General features: G+C 45.6%; 24 protein-coding genes. 4 read left to right on the forward strand and 20 right to left on the reverse strand.

Annotated features, from left to right (window positions below):
- Position 1: 1 nt before the first annotated feature.
- The 9 genes from rodA to GWO68_RS13025 all read right to left on the reverse strand — a co-directional run bounded on the left by rodA (position 2) and on the right by GWO68_RS13025 (position 10,628).
- Positions 2-1,324, reverse strand: coding sequence for a rod shape-determining protein RodA (gene rodA, locus GWO68_RS12985; RefSeq protein WP_162346882.1), 1,323 nt, complete (start codon positions 1,322-1,324; stop codon positions 2-4).
- 3 nt (positions 1,325-1,327) lie between these two features.
- The gene (mrdA, locus tag GWO68_RS12990) at positions 1,328-3,160 is read right to left on the reverse strand and encodes a penicillin-binding protein 2 (protein WP_162346883.1); all 1,833 of its coding nucleotides are present in this window, start codon (positions 3,158-3,160) and stop codon (positions 1,328-1,330) included.
- A 4-nt stretch (positions 3,161-3,164) separates the two neighbouring features.
- On the reverse strand, positions 3,165-3,683 hold the full coding sequence (locus tag GWO68_RS12995) for a hypothetical protein (RefSeq protein WP_162346884.1): 519 nt from the start codon (positions 3,681-3,683) through the stop codon (positions 3,165-3,167).
- Positions 3,676-4,560, reverse strand: coding sequence for a rod shape-determining protein MreC (gene mreC, locus GWO68_RS13000; RefSeq protein ID WP_162346885.1), 885 nt, complete (start codon positions 4,558-4,560; stop codon positions 3,676-3,678). The genes GWO68_RS12995 and mreC overlap by 8 nt, the downstream gene beginning before the upstream one ends.
- A gap of 9 nt (positions 4,561-4,569) precedes the next feature.
- Complete coding sequence (locus tag GWO68_RS13005; protein WP_162346886.1) at positions 4,570-5,595, reverse strand: rod shape-determining protein; 1,026 nt, start codon at positions 5,593-5,595, stop codon at positions 4,570-4,572.
- Between the two features lie 1,063 nt (positions 5,596-6,658).
- Positions 6,659-8,182 (reverse strand): bifunctional phosphoribosylaminoimidazolecarboxamide formyltransferase/IMP cyclohydrolase, encoded by a 1,524-nt coding sequence (purH, locus tag GWO68_RS13010; protein WP_162346887.1) that lies wholly within the window; start codon positions 8,180-8,182, stop codon positions 6,659-6,661.
- A 30-nt stretch (positions 8,183-8,212) separates the two neighbouring features.
- Positions 8,213-8,806 (reverse strand): phosphoribosylglycinamide formyltransferase, encoded by a 594-nt coding sequence (purN, locus tag GWO68_RS13015; RefSeq protein WP_162346888.1) that lies wholly within the window; start codon positions 8,804-8,806, stop codon positions 8,213-8,215.
- A gap of 85 nt (positions 8,807-8,891) precedes the next feature.
- The gene (locus GWO68_RS13020) at positions 8,892-9,656 is read right to left on the reverse strand and encodes an SDR family oxidoreductase (protein WP_162346889.1); all 765 of its coding nucleotides are present in this window, start codon (positions 9,654-9,656) and stop codon (positions 8,892-8,894) included.
- 318 nt (positions 9,657-9,974) lie between these two features.
- On the reverse strand, positions 9,975-10,628 hold the full coding sequence (locus tag GWO68_RS13025) for an NADPH-dependent F420 reductase (protein ID WP_162346890.1): 654 nt from the start codon (positions 10,626-10,628) through the stop codon (positions 9,975-9,977).
- 117 nt (positions 10,629-10,745) lie between these two features.
- On the opposite strand from GWO68_RS13025, the gene GWO68_RS13030 reads away from it, so the two are divergent.
- Entirely contained in the window at positions 10,746-11,114 is a 369-nt protein-coding gene (locus GWO68_RS13030; protein ID WP_202923752.1) for a winged helix-turn-helix transcriptional regulator, read from the forward strand.
- A gap of 28 nt (positions 11,115-11,142) precedes the next feature.
- Here GWO68_RS13030 and GWO68_RS13035 read toward each other — a convergent pair whose 3' ends face one another.
- The 5 genes from GWO68_RS13035 to GWO68_RS13055 all read right to left on the reverse strand — a co-directional run bounded on the left by GWO68_RS13035 (position 11,143) and on the right by GWO68_RS13055 (position 14,542).
- Positions 11,143-11,967, reverse strand: a complete 825-nt coding sequence (locus tag GWO68_RS13035; RefSeq protein WP_162346891.1) for a Cof-type HAD-IIB family hydrolase — start codon at positions 11,965-11,967, stop codon at positions 11,143-11,145.
- 179 nt (positions 11,968-12,146) lie between these two features.
- Complete coding sequence (locus tag GWO68_RS13040) at positions 12,147-12,749, reverse strand: hypothetical protein (protein WP_162346892.1); 603 nt, start codon at positions 12,747-12,749, stop codon at positions 12,147-12,149.
- 11 nt (positions 12,750-12,760) lie between these two features.
- Complete coding sequence (locus tag GWO68_RS13045; protein ID WP_162346893.1) at positions 12,761-12,970, reverse strand: hypothetical protein; 210 nt, start codon at positions 12,968-12,970, stop codon at positions 12,761-12,763.
- Positions 12,971-13,145: 175 nt separating this feature from the next.
- Entirely contained in the window at positions 13,146-13,868 is a 723-nt protein-coding gene (locus tag GWO68_RS13050) for a hypothetical protein (protein WP_162346894.1), read from the reverse strand.
- 167 nt (positions 13,869-14,035) lie between these two features.
- Positions 14,036-14,542 (reverse strand): PaaI family thioesterase, encoded by a 507-nt coding sequence (locus tag GWO68_RS13055; protein WP_235942062.1) that lies wholly within the window; start codon positions 14,540-14,542, stop codon positions 14,036-14,038.
- A gap of 308 nt (positions 14,543-14,850) precedes the next feature.
- Between GWO68_RS13055 and GWO68_RS13060 the strand changes: the two genes are divergently transcribed.
- Positions 14,851-15,618 (forward strand): T9SS type A sorting domain-containing protein, encoded by a 768-nt coding sequence (locus GWO68_RS13060; RefSeq protein ID WP_162346895.1) that lies wholly within the window; start codon positions 14,851-14,853, stop codon positions 15,616-15,618.
- A gap of 61 nt (positions 15,619-15,679) precedes the next feature.
- Here the strand turns inward: GWO68_RS13060 and GWO68_RS13065 are convergent, their stop codons facing one another.
- The 6 genes from GWO68_RS13065 to GWO68_RS13090 all read right to left on the reverse strand — a co-directional run bounded on the left by GWO68_RS13065 (position 15,680) and on the right by GWO68_RS13090 (position 20,886).
- Positions 15,680-16,525: a geranylgeranylglycerol-phosphate geranylgeranyltransferase gene (locus GWO68_RS13065; RefSeq protein WP_162346896.1), complete on the reverse strand. Its 846-nt coding sequence runs from the start codon at positions 16,523-16,525 to the stop codon at positions 15,680-15,682.
- 130 nt (positions 16,526-16,655) lie between these two features.
- Complete coding sequence (locus GWO68_RS13070) at positions 16,656-16,850, reverse strand: cold-shock protein (RefSeq protein ID WP_162346897.1); 195 nt, start codon at positions 16,848-16,850, stop codon at positions 16,656-16,658.
- Between the two features lie 119 nt (positions 16,851-16,969).
- The gene (locus GWO68_RS13075) at positions 16,970-17,467 is read right to left on the reverse strand and encodes a KdsC family phosphatase (protein WP_162346898.1); all 498 of its coding nucleotides are present in this window, start codon (positions 17,465-17,467) and stop codon (positions 16,970-16,972) included.
- Between the two features lie 93 nt (positions 17,468-17,560).
- Complete coding sequence (gene iscX, locus GWO68_RS13080) at positions 17,561-17,797, reverse strand: Fe-S cluster assembly protein IscX (RefSeq protein ID WP_162346899.1); 237 nt, start codon at positions 17,795-17,797, stop codon at positions 17,561-17,563.
- A gap of 108 nt (positions 17,798-17,905) precedes the next feature.
- The gene (locus GWO68_RS13085; RefSeq protein ID WP_162346900.1) at positions 17,906-18,235 is read right to left on the reverse strand and encodes a 2Fe-2S iron-sulfur cluster-binding protein; all 330 of its coding nucleotides are present in this window, start codon (positions 18,233-18,235) and stop codon (positions 17,906-17,908) included.
- 710 nt (positions 18,236-18,945) lie between these two features.
- Entirely contained in the window at positions 18,946-20,886 is a 1,941-nt protein-coding gene (locus tag GWO68_RS13090; protein ID WP_162346901.1) for an LTA synthase family protein, read from the reverse strand.
- 265 nt (positions 20,887-21,151) lie between these two features.
- Here GWO68_RS13090 and GWO68_RS13095 point away from each other — a divergent pair, with 265 nt between their 5' ends.
- The gene (locus GWO68_RS13095) at positions 21,152-21,424 is read left to right on the forward strand and encodes a DUF4834 family protein (RefSeq protein ID WP_162346902.1); all 273 of its coding nucleotides are present in this window, start codon (positions 21,152-21,154) and stop codon (positions 21,422-21,424) included.
- 95 nt (positions 21,425-21,519) lie between these two features.
- Positions 21,520-22,443 (forward strand): hypothetical protein, encoded by a 924-nt coding sequence (locus GWO68_RS13100; protein ID WP_162346903.1) that lies wholly within the window; start codon positions 21,520-21,522, stop codon positions 22,441-22,443.
- Positions 22,444-22,556: the final 113 nt, after the last annotated feature.

Genomic DNA, 22,556 nt, shown 5'->3' on the forward strand with positions numbered 1-22,556 from the left:
TTTACCTGGACAGATCCTGGGCGCGGTTGGCATCTATGGCCAGCAAAATATAGAGCAAAATTGTAAACGACCATAACGACGAGCCTCCATAGCTAAAGAATGGTAATGGAATACCCACCACTGGGGCTAACCCTATAGTCATGCCGATGTTTACCAGGAAGTGAAAGAAGATGATAGAAGCCACGCAATAGCCGTAAGTTCTGGCAAAAACCGATTTCTGACGCTCGGCTATACTTACGATACGGGTCATCAGTAGCAGGAACAAAACTATAAGCACGGTACTACCTATCCAGCCATGCTCTTCCCCAATTGTACAGAAAATAAAGTCGGTACTTTGCTCCGGCACAAAATCGAATTTGGTCTGTGTGCCGTCCAGAAATCCTTTTCCAAACAAACCTCCTGAGCCAATCGCAATCTTTGACTGCGTTACGTTCCAGCCGTAGCCCAGTGGGTCAGCTTCGGGGCTTATAAGGGCTTTAATACGGTTTTGCTGGTGTGGCTGCAGTACATCATTTATAAAATAATCCACACTAAAGATCATGCCCACAATCAGCAGCAACAGCGCAACCATAGACTTGATACGGCGCATCAACCTATAGTCCAGCCAAATGGCTGCACCCATCAGCACAATAATGCCCGAAATCAGGTATAGTTTGGGTACTAATAAGGTAAGTATAAAAATAGCTGCTGCAGATCCGCCAATTATCAAAATCAATGGCGACATGCCTTCGCGGAAGTAAGCAAGTATAAATGCCCCGAAAACCAGTGCCGAACCAGTTTCATTTTGCAGGATGATGATAGCAGGAGGTAACAACGTAATTACAGCCAGGATCATCTGATCCTTCATATTCTGATGGCGAAGGTTTGCACCATTTAAGAACTTGGATGCAGCCAACGCCGTAGCAAATTTTGCAAGCTCGGCAGGCTGTAAGCGCACGCCACCGCCCAGGTCGAGCCAGGACCGTGAACCCGCAATAGGACTAGCTACAGCCAGGGTAAAGAGCAGCAAGAGTATAATAAACCCGTAAATAGGGTAAGCCAAGTGCTCAAATATCTTGTAATCTACAGCTAGCAGCATCGTTATCAGTATAACGGATGTGCCTATCCAAAGCAGCTGCTTACCAGAGTTTATGTCAAAACTAAAAATGTTGACCACGTTATCCGGGCTGTACACAACCGCATAAATATTCATCCAGCCGAGCGCCACCAACAGGAAGTACAACAATACCGTAACCCAATCCAGGTTATTAAAGATATTGCGCGAGGTACGCTTGCTACTACGCGTAGCAATTTTATACTTCGGTATGGTCTGTTCTACTGGCATTTGTTAGTCAATATTCAGGTATTGGCGGCTAAGCACCCATTTCTCTTTCCACTTAACTTTTGTCGAAACAGAATCGGTCAGGTATTTTTCCATCATCAGGCCGGCAATTGGCGCCGCCGACTGTGCCCCAAAACCTGCGTTCTCCACATAAACCGCAATCGCGATCTTTGGGTTCTCTTTTGGTGCAAATGCTACAAACACGGCATGGTCTTTACCCTGTGGGTTTTCGGCTGTACCTGTTTTGCCGCAAACTTCAATGCCCAGGTGCGCCAATGATGCATTGCGGCCTGTACCTGAACTGACTACAGCTGCCATACCATCTACTACAGGAGCATAATGTTTTGACTCAACAGAGGCATAGTTTCGCTTCTGGTATTCTCTTAACGGCTTGCCTTTTTCGCCCACGGCACGCACAATATGCGGTTTAATATAATAGCCCCTGTTGGCAATAATAGCCATAAAATTAGCCATTTGCAGCGGTGTTACGCCTAACTCACCCTGGCCTATACTTAGCGAATAGATCGTTGAGAATTTCCAGCGGTTCTCGCCATATATTTTGTTATACATGGCAGGTGATGCTACAATGCCTTGTTTCTCGTTCGGAAGGTCTATGCCCAACGTTGTGCCAAAGCCGAAAGTCGTTATCTGCTTACGCCATTCTGCCAAACCTATAGCGGTATCTTTAAACGGGTTTGAGGATTTTCCCTGGTTTATAGATGCCCTGAAAAGCTGGTAAAAGTATGGGTTACAGGATGTTTTAATAGCTATTGTCATATCGGTAGGGGCGGGGTGTGCGTGCGAACACGTTACCAAGGCCTGGTTACACGGATAGCCTGTATTCGGGGTAACTACGCCTTCCTGCAACGCAATAAGCGCATGTGCCAGTTTAAAGATAGAGCCCGGCGGGTTGCTGCTTGCCATGATCGGGCGGTTAAACATGGTCTTGTTCGGGTCGGTAAGCAGCTGCATGTAATTCTTGCCATAGTCCTTGCCGGTGAACAGGTTCGGATCGTAAAACGGGGCTGAGATATAAGCCAGCACTTCGCCGGTAGAGGGTTCTATAGCAACCACACTGCCCTTAGCGCCATTCATCAGGTACTCGCCATACTTCTGCAGTTCCAGGTCTATAGTGCTATACAGGTTTTTGCCGGCCACCGAAAGTGTATCGTAAGCGCCATCTTTAAATGGCCCTTTCTCAATGCCGCGCACGTTTACCATAATATGCTTCACACCACGCTGGCCCATCAGGTATTTTTCGTATTCCAGCTCAATACCGCTTTTGCCAATGTAGTCGCCAGGGCGGTAACCGGCATAAGCTGTATCTTCCAGTTGTTTCGGGCTGATCTCGGCAATATACCCTAAGGCATGCGACAAACTGCTGTGCGAATAACCACGTGCTGTACGCGCATTAATGTAAAATCCCGGGAAGTCGATCAGGTTATCCTGGATGTGGGCAATATCCTGAGTGGTTAGTTTTTGATAAAAAATGGATGGCTTAACAGGAGAATACGACCTTGCTTTTTTCAGCCGCTCACGCACATCTTCAAAAGGCAAGCCTAAAAGCTTAGCTAACCGAAGCGTATCGGGCTCGCGGGCTTCTTTTGGCACTACCATCAGGTCATAAACGGGCGTATTCTCAACCAACAGTTTTCCGTTGCGGTCATAAATTAGCCCCCGGAAAGGATACTGGATAACGGTTTTGATAGCATTTGTTTCGGCGGCTTGTTTATAGCTGCTGTCTACTACCTGTATGTAAAAAAGGCGCAGGGCAAACACAATACCGACCACTACAAAGATGGCCTGAATAACGTACTTTCTGTTTTCTAAGTAATTCATTTAATTATCTCTTCGCTCTCTTTGCAGAGAAGAACAGTAATTGAAGTATCACGACTACAACCCCTGTAAATAAAGTGCTTAGCAATATTTTAACCAGCGTATACCACTCAAAGCTGATGATCTCTAAAAAGAACACGGCCGCATGGTGCACCACTATAAGTATAAATGCATAGGTCAGGAACCAGTTCCATCCCATTATATGCAGGTTGGCAGCGTCGCTCGCTTCGTAACCATCGCGGGGGGTGAGAAGGTTCAATATATGAGGGCGTAAAAATGCCAGCAGCACACTAGCCGCAGCGTGTATGCCCATGGTATCATAAAAAACATCTACCGTAAACCCAACTATAAACCCAAGCAGCAACAGTACCAGCCTGTTTATATTGATAGGCAGAAATAGCAGGAAAGCGATATAAATAAAACAGAAACCCGTACTGAACAGCACCAGGTTATCGAAAAGCAGAATTTGCAGCGCTACAAACAGTATGAACTGCACAATATGTCGGATGCCGAAAGTGCTATTCATTTGGAAGTATACCTGCGTTATGTTCTAAAGTATCCCGTTCTGCTTTCTGCATATTCTCTACCACGTACACAAAAGACAGCTGAGCAAAATCTACGGCCAGCTTCACTTTTATAGTGTAAAAACTTTTATCAGCTTCTTTTGCCACCGAGCTTATAGTTCCAACCATCACTCCTTCCGGGAAAACGGTGTTAAAGCCGCTGGTTACAACGGTATCGCCTTTGGCCAGCTTTACATGCAATGGTATGTAGTCAAGTATAGCGGTACGGTAATCGCCGCCAAGCCATTTAACCGTACCCATGGTGTTATTTTTCTTGATCTTGGCCGAGATCAGCATCTGTGAATGCAGAAGCGAAGTAACCGTAGAATAGTTATCTGAAACCGTTTTAACACGGCCAACCACGCCATTCGAAGCAATTACGCCCATGCCCGGCTCTACACCATCTTTTGTGCCGATTGAAAGCGTCAGGTAATTGTTAGTGCGGCGAACGGAGTTGTTTATTACACGGCCCGCATGAAGTGTAAAGGATTGAGGTCCTGTTCTAAGTGAATCAACTATAGTTGTATCAGGCAGCACCACCAACGTTGTATCCATCTTTCGGGTGCTGTCAGCCATACTGGTCTGCCTGTACTTCATCACTTCCTGGCGGAGCAAAGCATTTTCGCTGGCGAGCGTGCTATTTACCGTTGCCAGGTTAAAATAGTCTGTAACGCCGCTCTGGAACTCCAGCACGCGGCCTACATACCTGTTTGCAGAATTAAAAAAGGCTGCGCCCTGATACGTGTTGTACTGTACGATCAGGTAAATACAGAATGCTTCCAGCAGCACGAACACCAGGAACGCACGGAACCGGTAAATAAACGCAAAAAGATTCCGCATGCAGCTCTGTTACGTCAGCAGGACGTTCTTAAAGCCTTCGATATTTTTAATGGCAGCTCCTGTACCGCGCACAACCGCTCTTAACGGATCCTCAGCAATGTGAATAGGAAGCTTGGTTTTAGCAGCCAGACGCTTATCAAAACCGCGTAGCAACGCACCACCACCAGTCAGGTGTATACCATTGTCGTAGATGTCGGCAGATAATTCCGGCGGAGCAATTTCCAGTGCCTTCAGTACCGCTTCTTCTATTTTAGAAACTGATTTATCCAGTGCGATGGCGATTTCCTGGTAAGTTACTTTAATAACTTTTGGGATACCGGTCATCAGGTCACGGCCACGAATCTCGTAATCAGCTGGTGGGTTCTCGATCTCGGTAAGAGCGGCGCCCACTTCAATTTTAATTTTCTCAGCAGAACGCTCACCGATCAGCAGGTTGTGCTGGCGGCGCATGTAATCCAGGATATCTTTTGTGAAAACATCACCGGCTACACGGATAGACTGGTCGCAAACAATACCAGAAAGGGCAACTACGGCGATCTCTGTGGTACCACCCCCGATGTCCACGATCATAGAACCGATAGGTTGCTCCACGTCGATACCGATACCGATAGCAGCTGCCATTGGCTCCTGTATCATCCAAACTTCTTTGGCACCGGCATGCTGCGCGGAGTCACGAACGGCACGTTTCTCCACCTCCGTAATACCCGACGGAATACAAATTACCATGCGGTGCGAAGGCTGGAACAAGCGACGGCCAGTATCAATCATCTTGATCATACCACGGATCATCTCTTCGGCTGCGTGGAAGTCGGCAATTACACCATCTTTCAGCGGACGAATAGTTTTGATGTTTTCGTGGGTTTTTTCGTGCATCTGCATCGCCTGGCGCCCAATGGCAAGTACTTTGCCCGTTGTTCTGTCCACGGCAATAATAGATGGCTCGTCGACCACGATCTTATCGTTATGGATGATCAGGGTATTTGCGGTACCAAGGTCAATGGCTATATCGCTGGAGAAAAAATTAAAAAGTCCCATTTTGTATATGTGCGGGCGTGCGGTAGCCCTTTTTATATTTCAAATATACTATAATTATTGAGTATAAACCCGCCGCAAAATTAGTGATTTTAAACAGAATTTATAATGTACTTCAGGTATAGGGGTGTGTTTTTATAATTTTAGTTATAAAAAGCCTGTCTGTAGCTGTTTTTCAGGGGTATAACGGTGGTTTATAGTATAAATTGAGTTGGGTGTGAAGTATAGTTAGGGTCATGTCATTTCGAACAACGTGAGAAACTTTAGTTCTATAGTTGAAGTCTATACTTGCTTGAACTAAGTTATCCTTTCATAGTTTACTGTTTTCCTAGGAGCTCTATTAACCTATCGTTTCAATCCAGCTTTGGTGCCCTCATGGCCGGGAGGCCTCGTCTTGGGGGAAGGGGCCCTCGATAAGGGCATCGCGCTGCTGGGGGTAGGGGCCCTCTTCTAGCTTCCTCTGCTCGTTCCTCGCAATGCCTTACAGCACCGGAACCTCTCGAGGCGCTCAACCCAAAGACTGCGATCTTTCTACTATTGACCGCTTAGCTATAGTTTGAAACGGTAAGCTTCGACGTTGATCATGGTTATAGTTCTGTAGGGACAGGTCGCGACCTGTCCGCCCATGGACTGTAACTATAAAACCATAAATCTAACTTTAGCAGCAGTAGAACTGTCCCCTTGAGGGGACTACATGGGTGTTGAAACAGCAACTATACAACTATACTTTTAACTATAGCAGCGATTGAAAAACTCCCTCTCCTGTTTTTAGGAGAGGGTTGGGGTGAGGTGAAATACTAACTATAAAACTATTGCTCCAACTATAGCAGCAGCAGAAAAAGCTCCCCGCCTTAGACTACCGAGAAGCGATTTCGAAGGTAGCGAGCGTAGCTCTGAGGGGATAAAGGGGTGGCTGAACTACGGTAACTATGAAACTATAACATTGACTATAGCAACAACCCAATCCTACTAATTCTTATAAATCCAGAAAATCCTGATTCAGATAAACAAAAAAAGCTCCGGCTAACTATAGCCGGAGCTTTTTTATACTTAAAGTATAATTCTATTAATGCTTAAAGTGACGAACACCAGTCATGACCATGGCCATATTATGTGCATCGCAATAGTCGATTGAGTCCTGGTCTTTGATGGAACCGCCTGGCTGGACTACAGCTTTAATGCCCGCCTGATCCGCGATTTCTACGCAATCCGGGAAGGGGAAGAAGGCGTCGGAAGCCATTACTGTTTTGCTTACATCAAATCCGAAGCTTTTTGCTTTCTCGATAGCCTGGCGCAGGGCATCTACTCTGGAAGTTTGCCCAACTCCGCTCGAGAACATCATTTTATCTGTAGCAAAAACGATGGTGTTAGACTTGGTGTGCTTGCAAACTTTGGCTGCAAAAACCAGCGCTTTCTTTTCTTCGGCAGTTGGTTCGCGTTTGGTAACGGTTTTAAAGTCGGCTTCCGTTTCGGTTTTAAGGTCTTTATCCTGCTCGATAACACCATTCAGCAATGTTTTAAATTGTTTCTTCGGTAGCTCTACATCATTTTGCTTCAGAAGTATGCGGTTTTTCTTAGTTTTAAGCAGTTCCAAGACATCGTTATCGAAAGCAGGAGCGATTAGTACCTCAAAGAAAAGCTTGTTCAATTCCTCAGCCGCAGCTAAATCTATAGTTCTGTTCGCAATGATCACACCACCGAAAGCAGATACCGGGTCAGATGACAGGGCATTAAGATAAGCCTCTTTTATAGTTTCGCCGGTGGCGCAACCGCAGGCATTGGTGTGTTTAAGTATGGCAACAACCGGTTCTTCAAACTCAGTGGCTAAAGCTACGGCAGCATCCACATCTACCAAGTTGTTATAAGAAAGCTGCTTGCCATTCAGTTGCTCAAAAAGCTCGTCCAGTTTGCCGTAGAAAGTACCTTTCTGGTGTGGGTTTTCGCCGTAGCGTAAGGGAGTGGCTTCGCGTATACTTTGTTTAAATGGTTGCTCTTCTGAACCACCGTTCATAAAGTTGAAAATATGCGTATCGTAGTGCGACGAGACATCGAATGCTTTGGCAGCAAAACGCTTACGATCTTCTAAATCGGTTGATCCGTTTTTCTCTTGCAGCAACGTTACCACCTCATCATACTGCTCACGCGACGACACAATCAGCACATCTTTAAAATTTTTAGCAGCAGCACGGATAAGCGAGATGCCACCAATGTCGATCTTTTCGATAATGTCAGCTTCTGATGCGCCCGATGCTACAGTTTCTTCAAATGGGTAAAGGTCAACTATAACCAGGTCAATTGGCGGGATCTCAAATTTTTCGCGCTCCGAAATATCGCTGTCGTTGTCGCGACGATGAAGTATACCTCCGAAAACTTTCGGGTGAAGCGTTTTAACACGGCCACCGAAAATAGATGGGTAAGCGGTCAGGTCTTCTACGGCTACAACTTCAGCACCCTGCTCTTCCAGGAAAGCCTGTGTGCCACCTGTTGAGTAAATCGTTACATTATGTTGTTTCAGAAGCTCTACGAGTGGCTCCAGGCGGTCTTTGTAGTAAACCGAAATAAGCGCTGATTTAATTTGAACTGGTTGCATGGGTATGGGGTATGGGTTGATTTTTGATTTCTATAGTTCTTCTTTCTTCTGTAGCAGTTTTTCTACTACCTCTGGCAGGTACTTATGCTCTAATTGCAGCACGCGCGCGGCCAGTTCTTCCGGGGTATCATCGGGGTGCACAGGGCAATATTCCTGAAGTATAAACTCGCCCTTGTCGTACTCTTCGTTTACGCGGTGGATGGTTATGCCTGACTGTTCGTCGCCTGCCTGTACTACAGCGGTGTGTACGTTTATGCCGTGCATGCCTTTACCGCCATATTTTGGTAACAGGGCAGGATGTATGTTAATGATGCTATCCGGGAAAGCCTGCAAAAATTTCTGAGGTACCAGCCATAAAAAGCCAGCCAGCACTATAAGATCCGGGTTGAAGGATTTTACCTGCTCCAGCACCTTATCGGTACCATAAAACTCATCCCTGGAAAACAAAAGAGCCGGGACGTGGTAGGTCTCGGCTCTTTTTAGGGCATAGGCTTTCGGGTTGTTAGAGAACAGGGCGGCCACGCGTATCTGTGGGTGGTGCTCAAAGTGCTCGAGCAGGCGCTGCGCATTGCTCCCCGATCCGGAAGCGAAAATGACTATATTCTTCTTATCTGGTCGTTCCAAAAGTATAAACTGCTATTGAAGCTGCAAATATAGCCAGTTTGCTTATAGTTGCCAGTAAGTAAAAGTATAAATCTGGAATTACGTGTTACAGGAACATGCCACCTGAGGCTTCTATACGTTGCGCATTAATCCAGCGGGCATCTTCAGAGCATAGGAAAGCGATAATGCCGCCAATATCTTCTGCTTCGCCAACCCTGCCCAAAGCCGTTTGCGATGCCAGGAAGCCCTTTACCTGCGGGTTGTTGCGGATGGCAGCATTGTTAAAGTCGGTTTCGATAGCGCCCGGAGCCAGCACATTTACCGTTATACCTCTAGGGCCAACCTCTTTTGCCAGGTATTTAGTAAAGGTTTCGATGGCTCCTTTCATAGACGCATACATGGAGTAACCAGGCACGCAGAAGCGGGTGGTACCAGTTGATAGGTTAATAATGCGGCCACCATCGTTTAGCAGGGGCAGGGATTTTTGTGTAAGAAAGTATACGCCTTTAAAGTGCACGTTCATCAGGTTGTCAAAAGCTTCTTCGGTAGCATCTGCAATAGGTATGGTAGCACCTATACCTGCATTGTTTACCAGGAAATCAAACTTACCCGTTCCCCAATTAGCCTGAAGCGCCTGCGTAACCTGAACTATAAAGCTGTCAAAAGACTTTACATTGGCCACATCCAGTTGCAGCGCTATGGCCTTTTGACCCATTGCTTCTATTTCTGCTACTACTTTGTTGGCTTCGTCTTGTTGGGTATGGTAGGTAAGTATAATGCCAGTGCCTTTTTCTGCTAACCTTAGCGCTGCATTTTTACCTAATCCGCGGCTGCCGCCTGTTATCAATGCTATTTTCTGAGTTTGTTCCATTTCTGATTTGTTGAAAGTTTACGTTACAAATTTCGGTGGCTTTTGCCTGGGGATTATTCTGCCAGGTTGTTAATTTTTAAAGGTGTGCTCGGCTTTTCCGGCTTCCAGTTCTAATAGATGTTTTTACAGCTCAGCATAAAATGCAGCGGTAATTTCTTCGGGCCGTGTTTCAGTTTTCCTTTTATCGTCTTTCATAAACGGGCTATAGTTTGATCTATAGTTTATACTTTCCGAGAGCAATAAACTATAGTTTACATGTAAACGTCAAAACCTGCGGAAAGTAATCTCCGCAGGTTTTTCAGGGTTTTCTGGTAAGAACTAGCGCACGATTTTGAAAGCGAAATATCCGTTTCCGGTTGCCATCCAGGTTCTTAGCCAGATCGGCAACAGCATTTCTGTTCCGCGTGCTGTGGTAATGTCGCCCAGGTCAATGATGTCGTTCCAGCCGAACTGTTCTAGAATTGCTTTTGCCTCTTCTTTAGCCTCGGCGCTGTTGCCGCTCATAAACATGGTCGGGTCGCCGCCGCTTTTCTTTGCATCCACCATCACCTCGCAGTTTACGATGTTAAGCGTCTTTACCACATTGGCTTCCGGCAGCAGTTTCTGAATTTCTTCGCCAAGTGAGTTGGTGTTTGAAAGCTCAGGAATAAGTGATGGCGGCATACCTTTCGAGAAATCAAGCGGGTTGCTGATATCGATGATGGTTTTGCCGTTAAAGTTCTCTGTGCCGGCCATTTTAAAAACATCCAGCGCGATCTCGCCTTTGGTACAGTTAAAGATGATCTCGCCGAACTTAGCTGCGTCTTCGAAAGTGCCTGCCGATGCATTTGCGCCATTGGCTTCTGCCCAGGCCAGCGCTTTTTGGTTGGTTGCGCTTCTGCTGCCCATCATTACGTTGTAGCCTAACTGTGTAAGTTTGGTACCGATGGTATTGCCTACCATTCCTGTTCCTAATACTGCTATATTCTTCATAACTCGTTGTTTTATAGTTACTATATAAATTACAGTAGCAAACTTAAGTATAGTTGTTTATCTTTGCAATAACTGTCAAACCTGACAGTATCAACTTTCTTTTAAGTTTTTAGCAAGATGATCATACAGGATAAGGAATATGTGTTTGAGATAGGCGATAAAACCTACCATTGCGCCATGGACGTGACGATGAATTACATTGGCGGGAAGTGGAAAACGGTGGTGCTGTGGTATCTTAGAAATAAGACTATGCGCTTCGGAGAACTGAAAAAGCAGATACCGGACATTACCGAGAAAATGCTGAGCCTGCAGTTAAAAGCCCTGGAAGAAGATGGATTGGTAAAAAGAGAGGTGTACCCGGAAGTGCCGCTTCGTGTAGAATATTCGCTGACAGAGTTTGGTAAATCGTTGGTGCCCGTGCTGGATGCAATTGCCAAGTGGGGTAGAAGCCTGGGCGAAACGCAAGGTAAGCTGAAGCAGGTTTAAAGCGTGCCTCCTTTAGCAAAACTATAGTTTACCTCCAGTATTTTTCAATAGCCACGGCAACACCATCTTCTATACTTGGCAGGGTAATCTCGTTGGCTATAGCTTTTACCTCATCGCGGGCGTTGCACACGGCTATACCCATGCCCACAGCCTGTAGCATATCTATGTCGTTATAGTTGTCGCCGAAAGCCATTACTTCCTGCATACCAATATCAAAACGTTCGTTCAGCAAAAGCTCCAGGGCAGTGGCTTTAGAGATGGCACGTGGGGCAATCTCCAGGTAAGTATCTTTAGAGCGGTAAGCATGTACCTGGTCAGCAAAGTTTTTGGTCAGTTCCTGTTGCAAGGCATCAATCTCATTGGCAGGGCCCATACACATTACCTTATGCGCTCCGGCTCCGGACTGGTGCCAGTCCTGAAGTATTGGTTGAAGGGCAGTTATTTTAGGGGATACTTTTGTGTTACGCGCTTCGCGGTCAGCCCAGTAATCGTTGGCAGGCGCATACCAGTTGTCCTGTTCGTAGAGGCTTACATGTATAGCAGTATTTTCCGTAAAATCGTGTATTATCTGGCAAACAGGTGCCGGAATCTGAACCGAGTCCAGTTGCAGGGTCTGTGCACTATCACCTTCAAAATAAATAACATACCCACCGTTAAAGCAGATAAGCGGATGATGCATAATATTCAGTTCCTGCTGCAGGTGGCGCATGGCGCTCGGCATGCGCGACGAGGCCAATATGACCGGTACCGTTTTATCTAAACTTTTGATCGTGTCTATAGTTCGTTGCGAGAGCTGGCGGTCTTTGTTCAGTAAGGTGCCGTCTATGTCGGTGCAGATTGCGCGGAATTTCATATCGAGGTAAATGTTACTTCTAAAGAAGTGCAAGTTACAAGCAAAGGTTCCGAATTGCTAACTATGGCCTGCTCCTGTGCAGTTTTAATTTAGATTTACTATAGTTTGGGCAGGTAAATAAAATAAGCCTGCAACCAGTGTTATAGTTGCAGGCTTAATGTATAGTTTTTATTGTTGGGTTACTCTACCGTAACTATAGTTTTGGCAGCATTTACTTTTTCTTCCAGCACTTGCACTGCTTTTTCAGCACGCTCTATACGGGCTTTTTTCTCGTTATATCCGGCGTCCGTCAGCTTTTTGTCTTTTTTATCTTTTTCCAGAGCCTCCTTCGCGCGCGCAATCTTTTCTTTTGATTCTTTTACCTTTTTATCGCCATCTTCAACGGCTTTGCCCAGGTTCTCTTTGCGTTCTTCGGCGGTTAACTGTGCCTGTGCGGCCCTGGCCTGGCCAAACTCACGGCCACTCAGTTCGCCTTTGTTTTTGCCGTAAGCATTGCCATTATTTTCTTTTTCGGGTTTGCGGTGTTCTGTAGCAGCGTTTTTGTGGTCTTTTTGCGCTCCTTTAGCTTTTGCTTCTTCTCTTTTGCTCTCCACAACATCTTTTATGCTGCTAGGCTTATGGCGACGCTCGCGCGCTTCTTCCGATTTTCCTTTCTGCTGCTCGGTTGTTTCCTGCTCTTCTTTTTTAGCATGGCCTTTGCCTTGTGCATAAACTACGGATGTAGCTAAAACAGACAAACCAAGTACAAATGCTACTCCTATCGTTCTGGTTACCTTTCTCATGTCGGTATAAATTAGATCTCGTTTAACAATGAATCCACTTCCGCTGATGCTTTCTCGATCTCCACAGTCGTATTGTCTACCTCAGTAGCCGATACAGAATCTGTTGGGGTGGTGGTTTCTTCGGTAACTATAGTTTCAGTTTCTGTGTGCGTTTCAGCTGTTTCGCCGCAGGCAGTGGCCATTAAAGCCAGCGTAGCCATTACAAAAAAGTGTTTTCTCATGTGATAGGTGTTTAGGGAATTTATAATCTGATTCAGGATAATCAGGAGCAGGTAAAGATATACTATTTGCTGTATATAAGGTGCATAAAAAAACAAGTGCAGCCAGCTAAAGCCAACTGCACTTGTTTCAAGTATTAGGTGTAAAGTAGCCTGCTTTTAAGCAGCTAACTATAGTTTACAGGCTGGAGGCGTACTGGAACACCTTTTTAATTTCTTCTTCGTTGTTCAGCGTCAGCTTATTTTCTTTCATGTACTCTTTCAGAGTTTCAGAGTGCGCTGGGAACAGCTTTAGCACATTGTTCTTGGTAACTGGCATATACTCGCTCTGGGTACCCAGGTAATAGTACGTTTTGGCCGAGTAAACCAGGCTTTCGTTTGGTTTTAACTTGTTCTGGGTATTTCTGAAATCTGTATTGGTAGTGCTTGTCGGCGATACCGTGTTAGATTCCATGCCCATAGCGCCTACATTTTTTACGTTCGAAAGCGTGTATTTTTCCTTAACAAGCAGTTTTTTGCCTTTCACTTCATCCACCAGTTTCAGTAAATAATTGCTGTCGGTGTCGTAGTAAAAAGTGTCTTTTGCTATAGTTATCATGTTCACGGTGTACATGTTATCCAGTGCCAGCGTGTCTTTGTCCGGGTTTATAAACTCTACCTCGCCGGTTAGCATGTTATAGTTTAACGTACCTGTGCTGGTTACCCCCGAAATAAACGTAACCTTACCTTTCTGGAACTCCGGGTAATAATATGCCTGGCTTCTTACAGAAGAGCTTACTTTTCCGTCGGTAGGTTTCATCTGTATCTTTTCTTTTTTCTGGGCAAAAGTGGTGTTGCCGCACAACAGGAGCAGGCAAAGGGCCGCGCAGCTGGTTTTAAGGAGTGTTTTATAAGTAAGCATAGCAGGAGTAATTGTGTTTTATACTTGTGGAACGATTAGTGGACAATATTTTTATCTAATATACAAAAATTTATAAAGAAAAGGATATCTGGCAGGTTTTATTTTTAAATATTGCCCCAACAGGATATTTAACCTGAGATCCGCGCTTTGCTCCACGGCACTTTTTACTAACTGAGCAGCTTGCTTTTCGCTTTTAACGACCACGTAAACCGGAACTCTGCCACCTGCGCGCCACTTTCATCCAGGCCAATGCTTGTAGCCGTTATAGTTACTCCTTCGCCGGTAAGTTTAGTATGTTCGGCAGCTTCCAGTATGCGACGGCCGTCTTCGCACATAAAGGTTATTTTGCCTGTAGCTTTTTTCGTAAAATCAGCGTCCATGTGCACCACCAGCATCGACACGGCGGGGTCGGCTTTATACGTATGCATCATGCACAACACCCCCGTCGAGAGTTCGGCAGCCATGCTCAGACAGGCAAAGTAGATTGAGTTAAACGGGTTTTTGTTCAGGTATTTGTAAGGTATAGTTACCGTGGCGCGCTCGTTGGTTAAATTGGTAACCCGCAGGTCGGCCATGTAGGCCATGGGCAGTTTGGCCAGCATAAACAGCCGGAACTTAGCCGGCGACGCCACCAACTGCCTGAACTCTTCTGCACCAGAATTTTTGTTGATCATGTACCTGTCGTTTTGTTGCTGTTTATACTCTTATATTCTTATTAAGGTATAACATGCTGGTTTGTATGGCTATAGTTGGCCGTTTTATAGCTCCGGTTATTACACCTATACCTGATAATTTACCTGGATTTTAAATTTATGGTACTACCGAAAAAGCGTATTTCTATGGTTATGATATAGTTATAGCGCTATATCGAAATTTTTTGCGATTTTTTTCAGCTTTAAATTAAAAGTTACGTAAAAACGGGCAAATGCACTTGTGTTCTGCAGGTGTGGCTTTTTATTGATCAAGTTTTTGGGAATACCATATGAAATCAACTTTACGTATTGCTTTGGCGCTAAGCGCTACCATGTTGTTTTTTGGCACCGCCAATGCGCAAAAGGCAGCTGCCCCTCTTTCTGCTACATCTGCCAACGCGGCAGTGCTGTTTAACGAACCAACTATAGACGGCACCCTGGATGTAATACCAGACTTATCTGTTAACAATCAGGCAAGCTGGGATATATTTATTACTGCCGGCGACAGAGCCGGAGAAAAAGTAAATGTAAAAATTACGCTGGCTGACCCTGCGCAGCGGCAGAATTTTACCATGGAGCACGCCCTGGATGCTTCGGGCACAACCTGGGAGCCGGTAACGTTTAATGCCGAAGGTGTTGCTATAGTTGGCCCACAGGGCGGCAAAGCGCTTGCCAATAGTCAGGAGTATTTTAGAGTAACCTTTACGCAGGCAGGTATTTACAAATACAGGCTCGATCTGCTGCGCGACGATGATAACGTAATTGCTACAAAAACAGAAGCTACGCGTGTATCTACAGTGGCCGGCACCGACGACATGATTGCTGATACCCGCATTATGGCTTACCCTACCATCTCGTCCGGAACTATAAACGTGGACCTTGGCCAGCTACGCAACGCCGAAATGCATGTAGTAGATATGCTGGGCCGCAGCGTATACAGCGCCAGTAAAATCAGCGGAACCACAACTATAGATACCCGCCGGTTTGGCAAAGGCTTATATTTTGTAAAAGTGATAAAAGATGGCGATGCCGCCGCCTTACGATTTATAGTGCAGTAATAAGTTTGCTTTAGTTGTTTTGATATAAAATTGCCCGGCCAGTTAAGGTTGGGCAATTTTTTTATCCAACCAGCAGCATCGAAAGTATACCCGTAAGCATAATCAGTTTATTCAGGTTGCTCAGGTACGTGAAGTCGCGTTTGCGGTCGGCGCGGGCAAGTTTTATAGTTAGCCATATAGAGGGCAGCATTACCAGCAACAGCATATACACATCAAAAATAAGTGTGGTGCGGCTATGCAGTGTAACAATAATGACAAAGGCAAAGAAAATGGCGATGATGGGGTAAAGAACCAGTTTTGTGTTCCGGATGCCCAGTACAATAGGCAGCGTGTGGCAATCAAACGAAGCGTCGCCTTTCATGTCTTCCATATCTTTGATGATCTCGCGGATAAGCGAAATAAGAAAGGCAAAAAATGCATAGCCCAGTGTAATGCGGTTCAGCCGGTCGTCGTGCACGGCTACTACCAGCAACATAGAGGCTGACAGCAACGCAATAACTACATTGCCTACCAGCGGTAGTTTTTTTAGCCTTGCAGAGTATCCCCACAGAAGCAATACAGCGCCTGTATTTATCAAACCAATAGGTAAGTATAGCCAGAACCCGATAGCAATGCCCAGTAACGATAACACCAGGTGCGCAAACATGGCCGGCCGCCTGCGTATAACAGTGCCCACCACCAAACGCCCCGGTTTGTTAATGGCATCTATTTTTACATCGTAATAATCGTTGATGATATAGCCGGCCGCAGCAATTAAAACCGTAGAAAGTGTAAGCAACCCAAAAGCAGGCTCCAGCACTTTTGACCACATAATGCCCGGCGAAAGTAAACATGCCTGTGCCAATGCCTGGCTTAGCACAATAAGTACCAGGTTAGGGAAGCGGACAAGGTTTAAAAAGGCTTTCACGGTGCAGGTAAACTATAGCTATAAACTGTAAAGGTAGGGCACGGGCAGCGGTTACGCAAAACTATAGTTGGGCCACAAAAAAAGCCCCTGTAAGGAGGGGCTTCTTCTGTAACTGTAAAGTATATCTAAATCAGATTCTTTGTACGTTTACAGCATTGATTCCTTTTTTGCCTTCCTGCGTATCGAACGTTACGCGGTCGTTCTGCTGTATCTGCAGACCGTTCAGGCCAGTGATGTGCACAAAGAAATCTTCATTTGTTTCGTCTTCAGTAATGAAACCAAAACCTTTAGACTCAATAAAAAACTTTACTTTTCCTGTTTTCATAAAGAATTAATTATTGTAATAAAATTAAATTGATGTAAAGATAAACTTAAATTATATATATGCAAGTTGAGATAATAAAAATTCTGCTTAAAAATCTCAGAAAAGTATAAGTATAGTTTTTACCAGGTATCCTGTGCTTTCATTATCTTCTCAATCAGCTCCCGAACAGCTCCGCGGCCGCCATCTTTTACTGCTATGTAAGTGCTTATTTCTTTAATATCGTCGGCAGCATCGGCGGGGCAGGCACGCAGGCCGCAACGTTGCATTACCTCCAGGTCGGGCATGTCGTCGCCCATATACGCTACTGTGGCCGGATGAATGCCCTGCATGTACAGGTAGTCTTCAAAGGTGTCTACTTTGTCTTCAATGCCCAGGAAAATGTCTTCAATGCCCAGGTCTTCGAGGCGGTTGCGCACACCGGGCTCATTTTTACCCGAGATAATGGCTACGCGGTAACCCTGCCGGATGGCGTGTTTAATGGCAAAACCGTCTTTGATATTGAAGGCGCGGACCTGCTCGCCGTCAGCAAATACGTACAGGAATCCGTCTGTCAGTACACCGTCCACGTCAAAAATAAAGGTATTTATGCGGGTAAGGTCTGGTTGAGTAATCGACATAGCTCTTGAAAACAAAAAAAGGCTCTCGTGAAAGAACCTTTAAATGTATAGAAAATATTTAATATTAAGATAGGACGTAGCCTGTTTTTGGCCTTAATCCTGGTTGTCGCGCCACTCATATACCCATGCTGCCTGTATCTGCTCCAGGTGCCCTTCGTTGGCTTGCTCGCGCGTACCTTCAAAGTTTGGTAGCGTCAGTATCCAGTCCAGCAATTCGGTAAAGCGTACACGGTAAATTTTTGATTCGGTGAAGTCGTCGCCAAACTTTTCGTAAAGTGCCATGGCTATATCTTCGTGGTCGTTCCAGTGTATTGGTGGCTCGTAGCTCATAATCGTTCTTTCAATGGTTTATAGTTATATGGCTAGTTGGTTAATTTGCTGTGGGCTACTTTTTACGCAGCGCAGCAGTGTAACCATCCGGCCATTCAACAATTTATTTTAATGGCCCAGGAAATCCTGCTCCGGTATAGTAACTACAATGTCTTCGTTGCCCTGCACCACGCACTGGCAACCCAGTCGGGAGTTAATGCGCGGGTCCACGGCACGGTCAATGTAGTCTTCTTCTTTGTCTGATATTTCAGGCAGGTCGTTCATGCCGGCCTCTACATACACATGGCAGGTGCTGCAACCACAAACGCCGCCACAGTTGTGCTGTAGTTTTATATCGTTGTTCAGGGCCACATCCAGCACCGACTCGCCTTCTACGGCAGGGTGTGTTTGGTCCGGGGCGCCATCAGCGAACTTAAATGTTATATTTACAACTTTCATTTTTCTAATCTGTAATGCGGGTGCAAAGTTATGAAACAAGCCACCCTAATCAAAGTTATAACCGGTTTGTGTTTTGTAATGGTAAAGTTTGAAAGAGGGGAGTAGGTATAATGTAATTTCGAGCATTATTGAGACTAGCGTCGAAAAGAGCCAGCGTAGCTGTGAGGGATCTTATGGGTCTTATAGTTTTTCTTTTGTCATTTTGACGTTAGGAGAAATCTGTACCAGCTTTTAGTTAACTATAGTTGCATCTTGAGCCAAGCCTTCCTTTCAAACTTCCTTTATTCCTGGGAGCTTTAGTCACCCATCGTTTCAAGTGAGCTTTGGCTCCCTCACGGCCGGGAGGCCCCGTCTTCGGGCATCGCGCTGCTGCCTTCTTGCTATCCTCGTGCCTCGGATTGCCTATCGGCACCGCAACAAGTCAAAGGCGCTCAACCCAAAGACTGATATCTTTCTACTATTCACTACTAACTATAGTTTGAACTTGCTCGCTTCGAAATTGATCTTAACTATAATTCCGTAGATGGACTGCAACTATAAAACTATGCTTTCAACTATAGCAAAGGCATCAACTCCCTCTCCTTTTAGGAGAGGGCCGGGGTGAGGTAAAATGCCAACTATAAAGACACTCGCAGGAGTTCCGAACGCTAAGAAGTTCAAACCAATATCCTGCCTATCCTTTTAAATCAACTAAATCCTGATCCAGACAATTACTCCACTTGCAGCTTATTCCCGATCATGCGGTTGTTGTATTGCTGGATGAAGGCTTTTACCCGATTCTCAAGTTGCTGGCGCTTTTCAGGGAGAGTATCTTTCAAATCCTGTTTCAGCATGATGTCCTGTTGGTAATTGTAGAGCGCTATCGTTCTGTTACCGTCGAACTGTAGGAGCAGGTCATCCTCTATCCATTGGTACACACCTGCGTTGTAGCTTACCGCAAAATCCTGAGCCATATTATTCAGCATGTTCTTACCGAACGAAAAGTAAGGTTTGCTATAGTTCAGGTAGCCAAGTATAGTGGGCATAATGTCGAGTTGCTGTACTACGCGGGGCTCAGTTCCTTTAAAATCAGCATCGCCGGGTGCGTAAAACAGAATAGGTGCAGCAAAAGCACCCCAGTCGGTGTTGTACTCCGGGTAATGGCGCGGACTGCCGGCATGGTCAGCTGTAATCACGAAAAGCGTATTGTTATACCAGGGCATTTTGCTGGCTTTCTCAAAGAATTTGCGAAGCGCCATATCGGTATAGTTGATGCCCTGAAATAAAGGTAGCGGACCTTGCTTAAACTTGCCTGCATAGCGCTCGGGTACTTTGTAAGGGTGGTGCGATGATAACGTGAAAACCGTGCCCATAAATGGCTCTGGAAATGTACTCAGTTTATTGGCAGTGAATTGCAGAAACTCCTCGTCCCAGATTCCCCATATCCCATCAAAGTCAGCATCGTTGTTATACTCATCCTTGCCATAGTATTCCTGCACACCTATCAAATTCATGAACGCTTTGAAGCCCATAGAACCGTTTGGTGCCCCATGAAAGAAAGCTGTATGATAGCCTTCCGCATTCAGGGTGCGTGGTAAACTTGGCAGGTTGTTGCTGGCATAGGGCGTAAGTACAAAGGGCTCCTGTATACTTGGGATGCTGGTAAGTATGGCCGGCAGCGCATCAATAGACTTTTTACCATTCGCAAACGAGTGCCAGTATATTTTGCTTTGCTGCATAAGCTGGTCCAGGAACGGGGTAAAACTCTGGTAGCCGTCTTTACCTAAGCGGGTAGGGTTATAGCCGCCCATGGCTTCCTTCCCAAAACTCTCCAGCACGATGATCACCACATTTTTCTTTCGAAAAGCAGCTGTATCGGCAGGAATATGAATAGGCGAATAAATAGAGTCTAGTTGCTGCTCATCAAAATAACTGACCTTGCTATAGTTGGTTTTACCGATGGTGCGCAGCATCGAAAAAGGCGTGTTGAGCACCAGGTACATTTCGTTGGGCCGCTTTACATACTCGCCGGCATTGCTCAGGGTAATAGGGCGTGTGCTGTGTGCAAAACCGCCGCGCATACCGGCAATTGCCAGAAAAACGGCCAGGCCCATAACGGCTGTGTGTGCCGGGTAATAGACCCACGACGATATCCGTGGTGGCGACTGTAGCTTAATCCGGTTATAGAGCCACACCATTAGCCCTACCAGCAGCAGCCAGATAAGCGGGATATACCAGAAATCAACTATAAAACTGCCGGCCAGTGCACCGCCATTTTCGTTGGCAAATTCTTGTAGTACGCTCCAGGTGGTGCGGCGCAAAGTATAGCGGTAATAAACGATATCGATAAGGTTGGCGGAGAGGGCAATGCTGTTGGTAACTATAAAAATATACTGCAGCAGTTTTTGGTAGCCTGTGTTATACCGGAACCTGAACGGAAGCAGCATCAGCGCCATAAACAGCAAATTGGTATATAGCACCGCCGACAGATCGAAGCGCAGGCCGGGAAGTAACAGGGAAGCAAAGTCGGCTATAGTTGTAGCCTCAAACATTTCTCTGTTTAAAACAAAGAAAAGTACGCGGGTAATGGTATAAAGCAGCATGGCCAACCCCAGGTATAAGCCCAGGGCTACGTGCACATTCCGCCAGGTATATTTTTTGTCTGAAAGCATTTGTGTTGCCGGTAACTATAAAAGCGCTATCAACTTGAACTATAAACTGAAAGCAGGCTGCAAAATTACGCTATTTAGGATGATGTTTGGAGTTGGAAAAGATAAAATATAACCTGATAGCCATTGCTTCGGCCTTTAAAAACAAATGTTATACCTTTGCTTAAAATGGCTGGCAAACTGTCAGGTACTAAACTTTTGGCAAGGGAGTTGTGTAGTATAAGTAACTATAAACTATACCCGAGCCAGGTAATTAACTCAGAAATAAATGATCAAGTTCATCATAATCAGTATTCTCGTTATCATGTTTTTCAGGTTGGTAGCGCCAACCTTATTCCGTTTTTTGCTGGGGATGTTCATAAAACGAAGCATGCGTAACGGTACCTTCTTTACCAACATGCAACAGCCGCCACGTCCGCAGCCAAACAGCCACAGCAACGGAAGAGCAAAAGCTGATATCAAAATAGATTACATCCCGAACCAGCCTGACCGCAAAGATTTTACGGGTGGCGAATATGTGGATTACGAAGAAGTAAAATAAGCCCGATTTCGTACAATTTGTTTTCGCAGGCACGATACTTGTGTGCTGCTTTTTTCCTTAATTTTAGTTTATACTTCAATCAAAAAAAGCAGTTTATGCGGAAGCAATTCTACCTCTATTTTTTCGCGTTAGTAATGGCTGGTTCAGTGGCCAGCTGTACGGCGCCGCGTTCGGTTATACACTCAGGTAAAGTAACACCAAAAGGCCAGTTTAAAGCTGGTTTTAACATGGGGGGTAACATTGCCAGCGAACCAATTGCCCAGCTCGATGATATTACTGAAGCCGCCGTTGATGCCATCGCCAACAAAGAAGAAGTAGAATACAGCGAGCAGATTGATGTGGCCTCGAAAGCGTTGGTGGCCTATGCCCTGGACCCGGTAGGTACTACCTTTGATTTTTACCTGCGCTACGGGGTGGCCGAGCGTGTGGATGTGGGCTACAAATACGCGACCGGCGTGCACGTTTTTGATGCCATGTACCAGTTTATGGGCCCGACCGGAACACCAGAGAACCCCGGCGTTGGCGATTGGTATGGGAGCATAGGCTTGCAGTATTCCGGGCAGAGTTCCGGCATTTTTGATAAACTATACTTAGACAAACTGATACCGGTACTGGAGTTTTCGGCAACACGTCGCGATATAGTTATTCCGTTGGTGTTCAGTAAATCGTTTGGCCCTGAAGAAGAGATCGGTAATATTTCGTTTGGCCCGGTTTACAACCACACCTTTATAAAGTATGGTTTCGACCCGAGTCGTATTGTAAAAGATGTTGGTGGCGACAGAGTGCCGGTAGAAGGGGTTTATGCCAAAAAGAATTTCCCGTCGTTTGGTCTGTTCGTGAATGGTAAGATCGGGTTTAAGTTTTTGTATGTGCTGCCCTCGCTTACCATGTATTACCAGGACTATGGCACGTATGATTTCCTGGAAGGCAAGCAGTTTGATTTTTCGGGCGTAACAGTTATCCCATCTATTGGCCTGCAGGCAAACTTTGGTGGCGGTCGTGGTGCCAGAACCAGGTAAATTATAGTTTATAAACTATAAGAAGCGGCAGGAACAGGTAAAATCGTTTCTGCCGTTTTTGTTTTGTGATCGCCCTCGCTCGCGTCCCGCGAGCGAGGGATTTAACAGGCTAT

Origin of the sequence: Pontibacter fetidus (assembly GCF_010119545.1) — a bacterium.
GTDB lineage: Bacteria > Bacteroidota > Bacteroidia > Cytophagales > Hymenobacteraceae > Pontibacter > Pontibacter fetidus.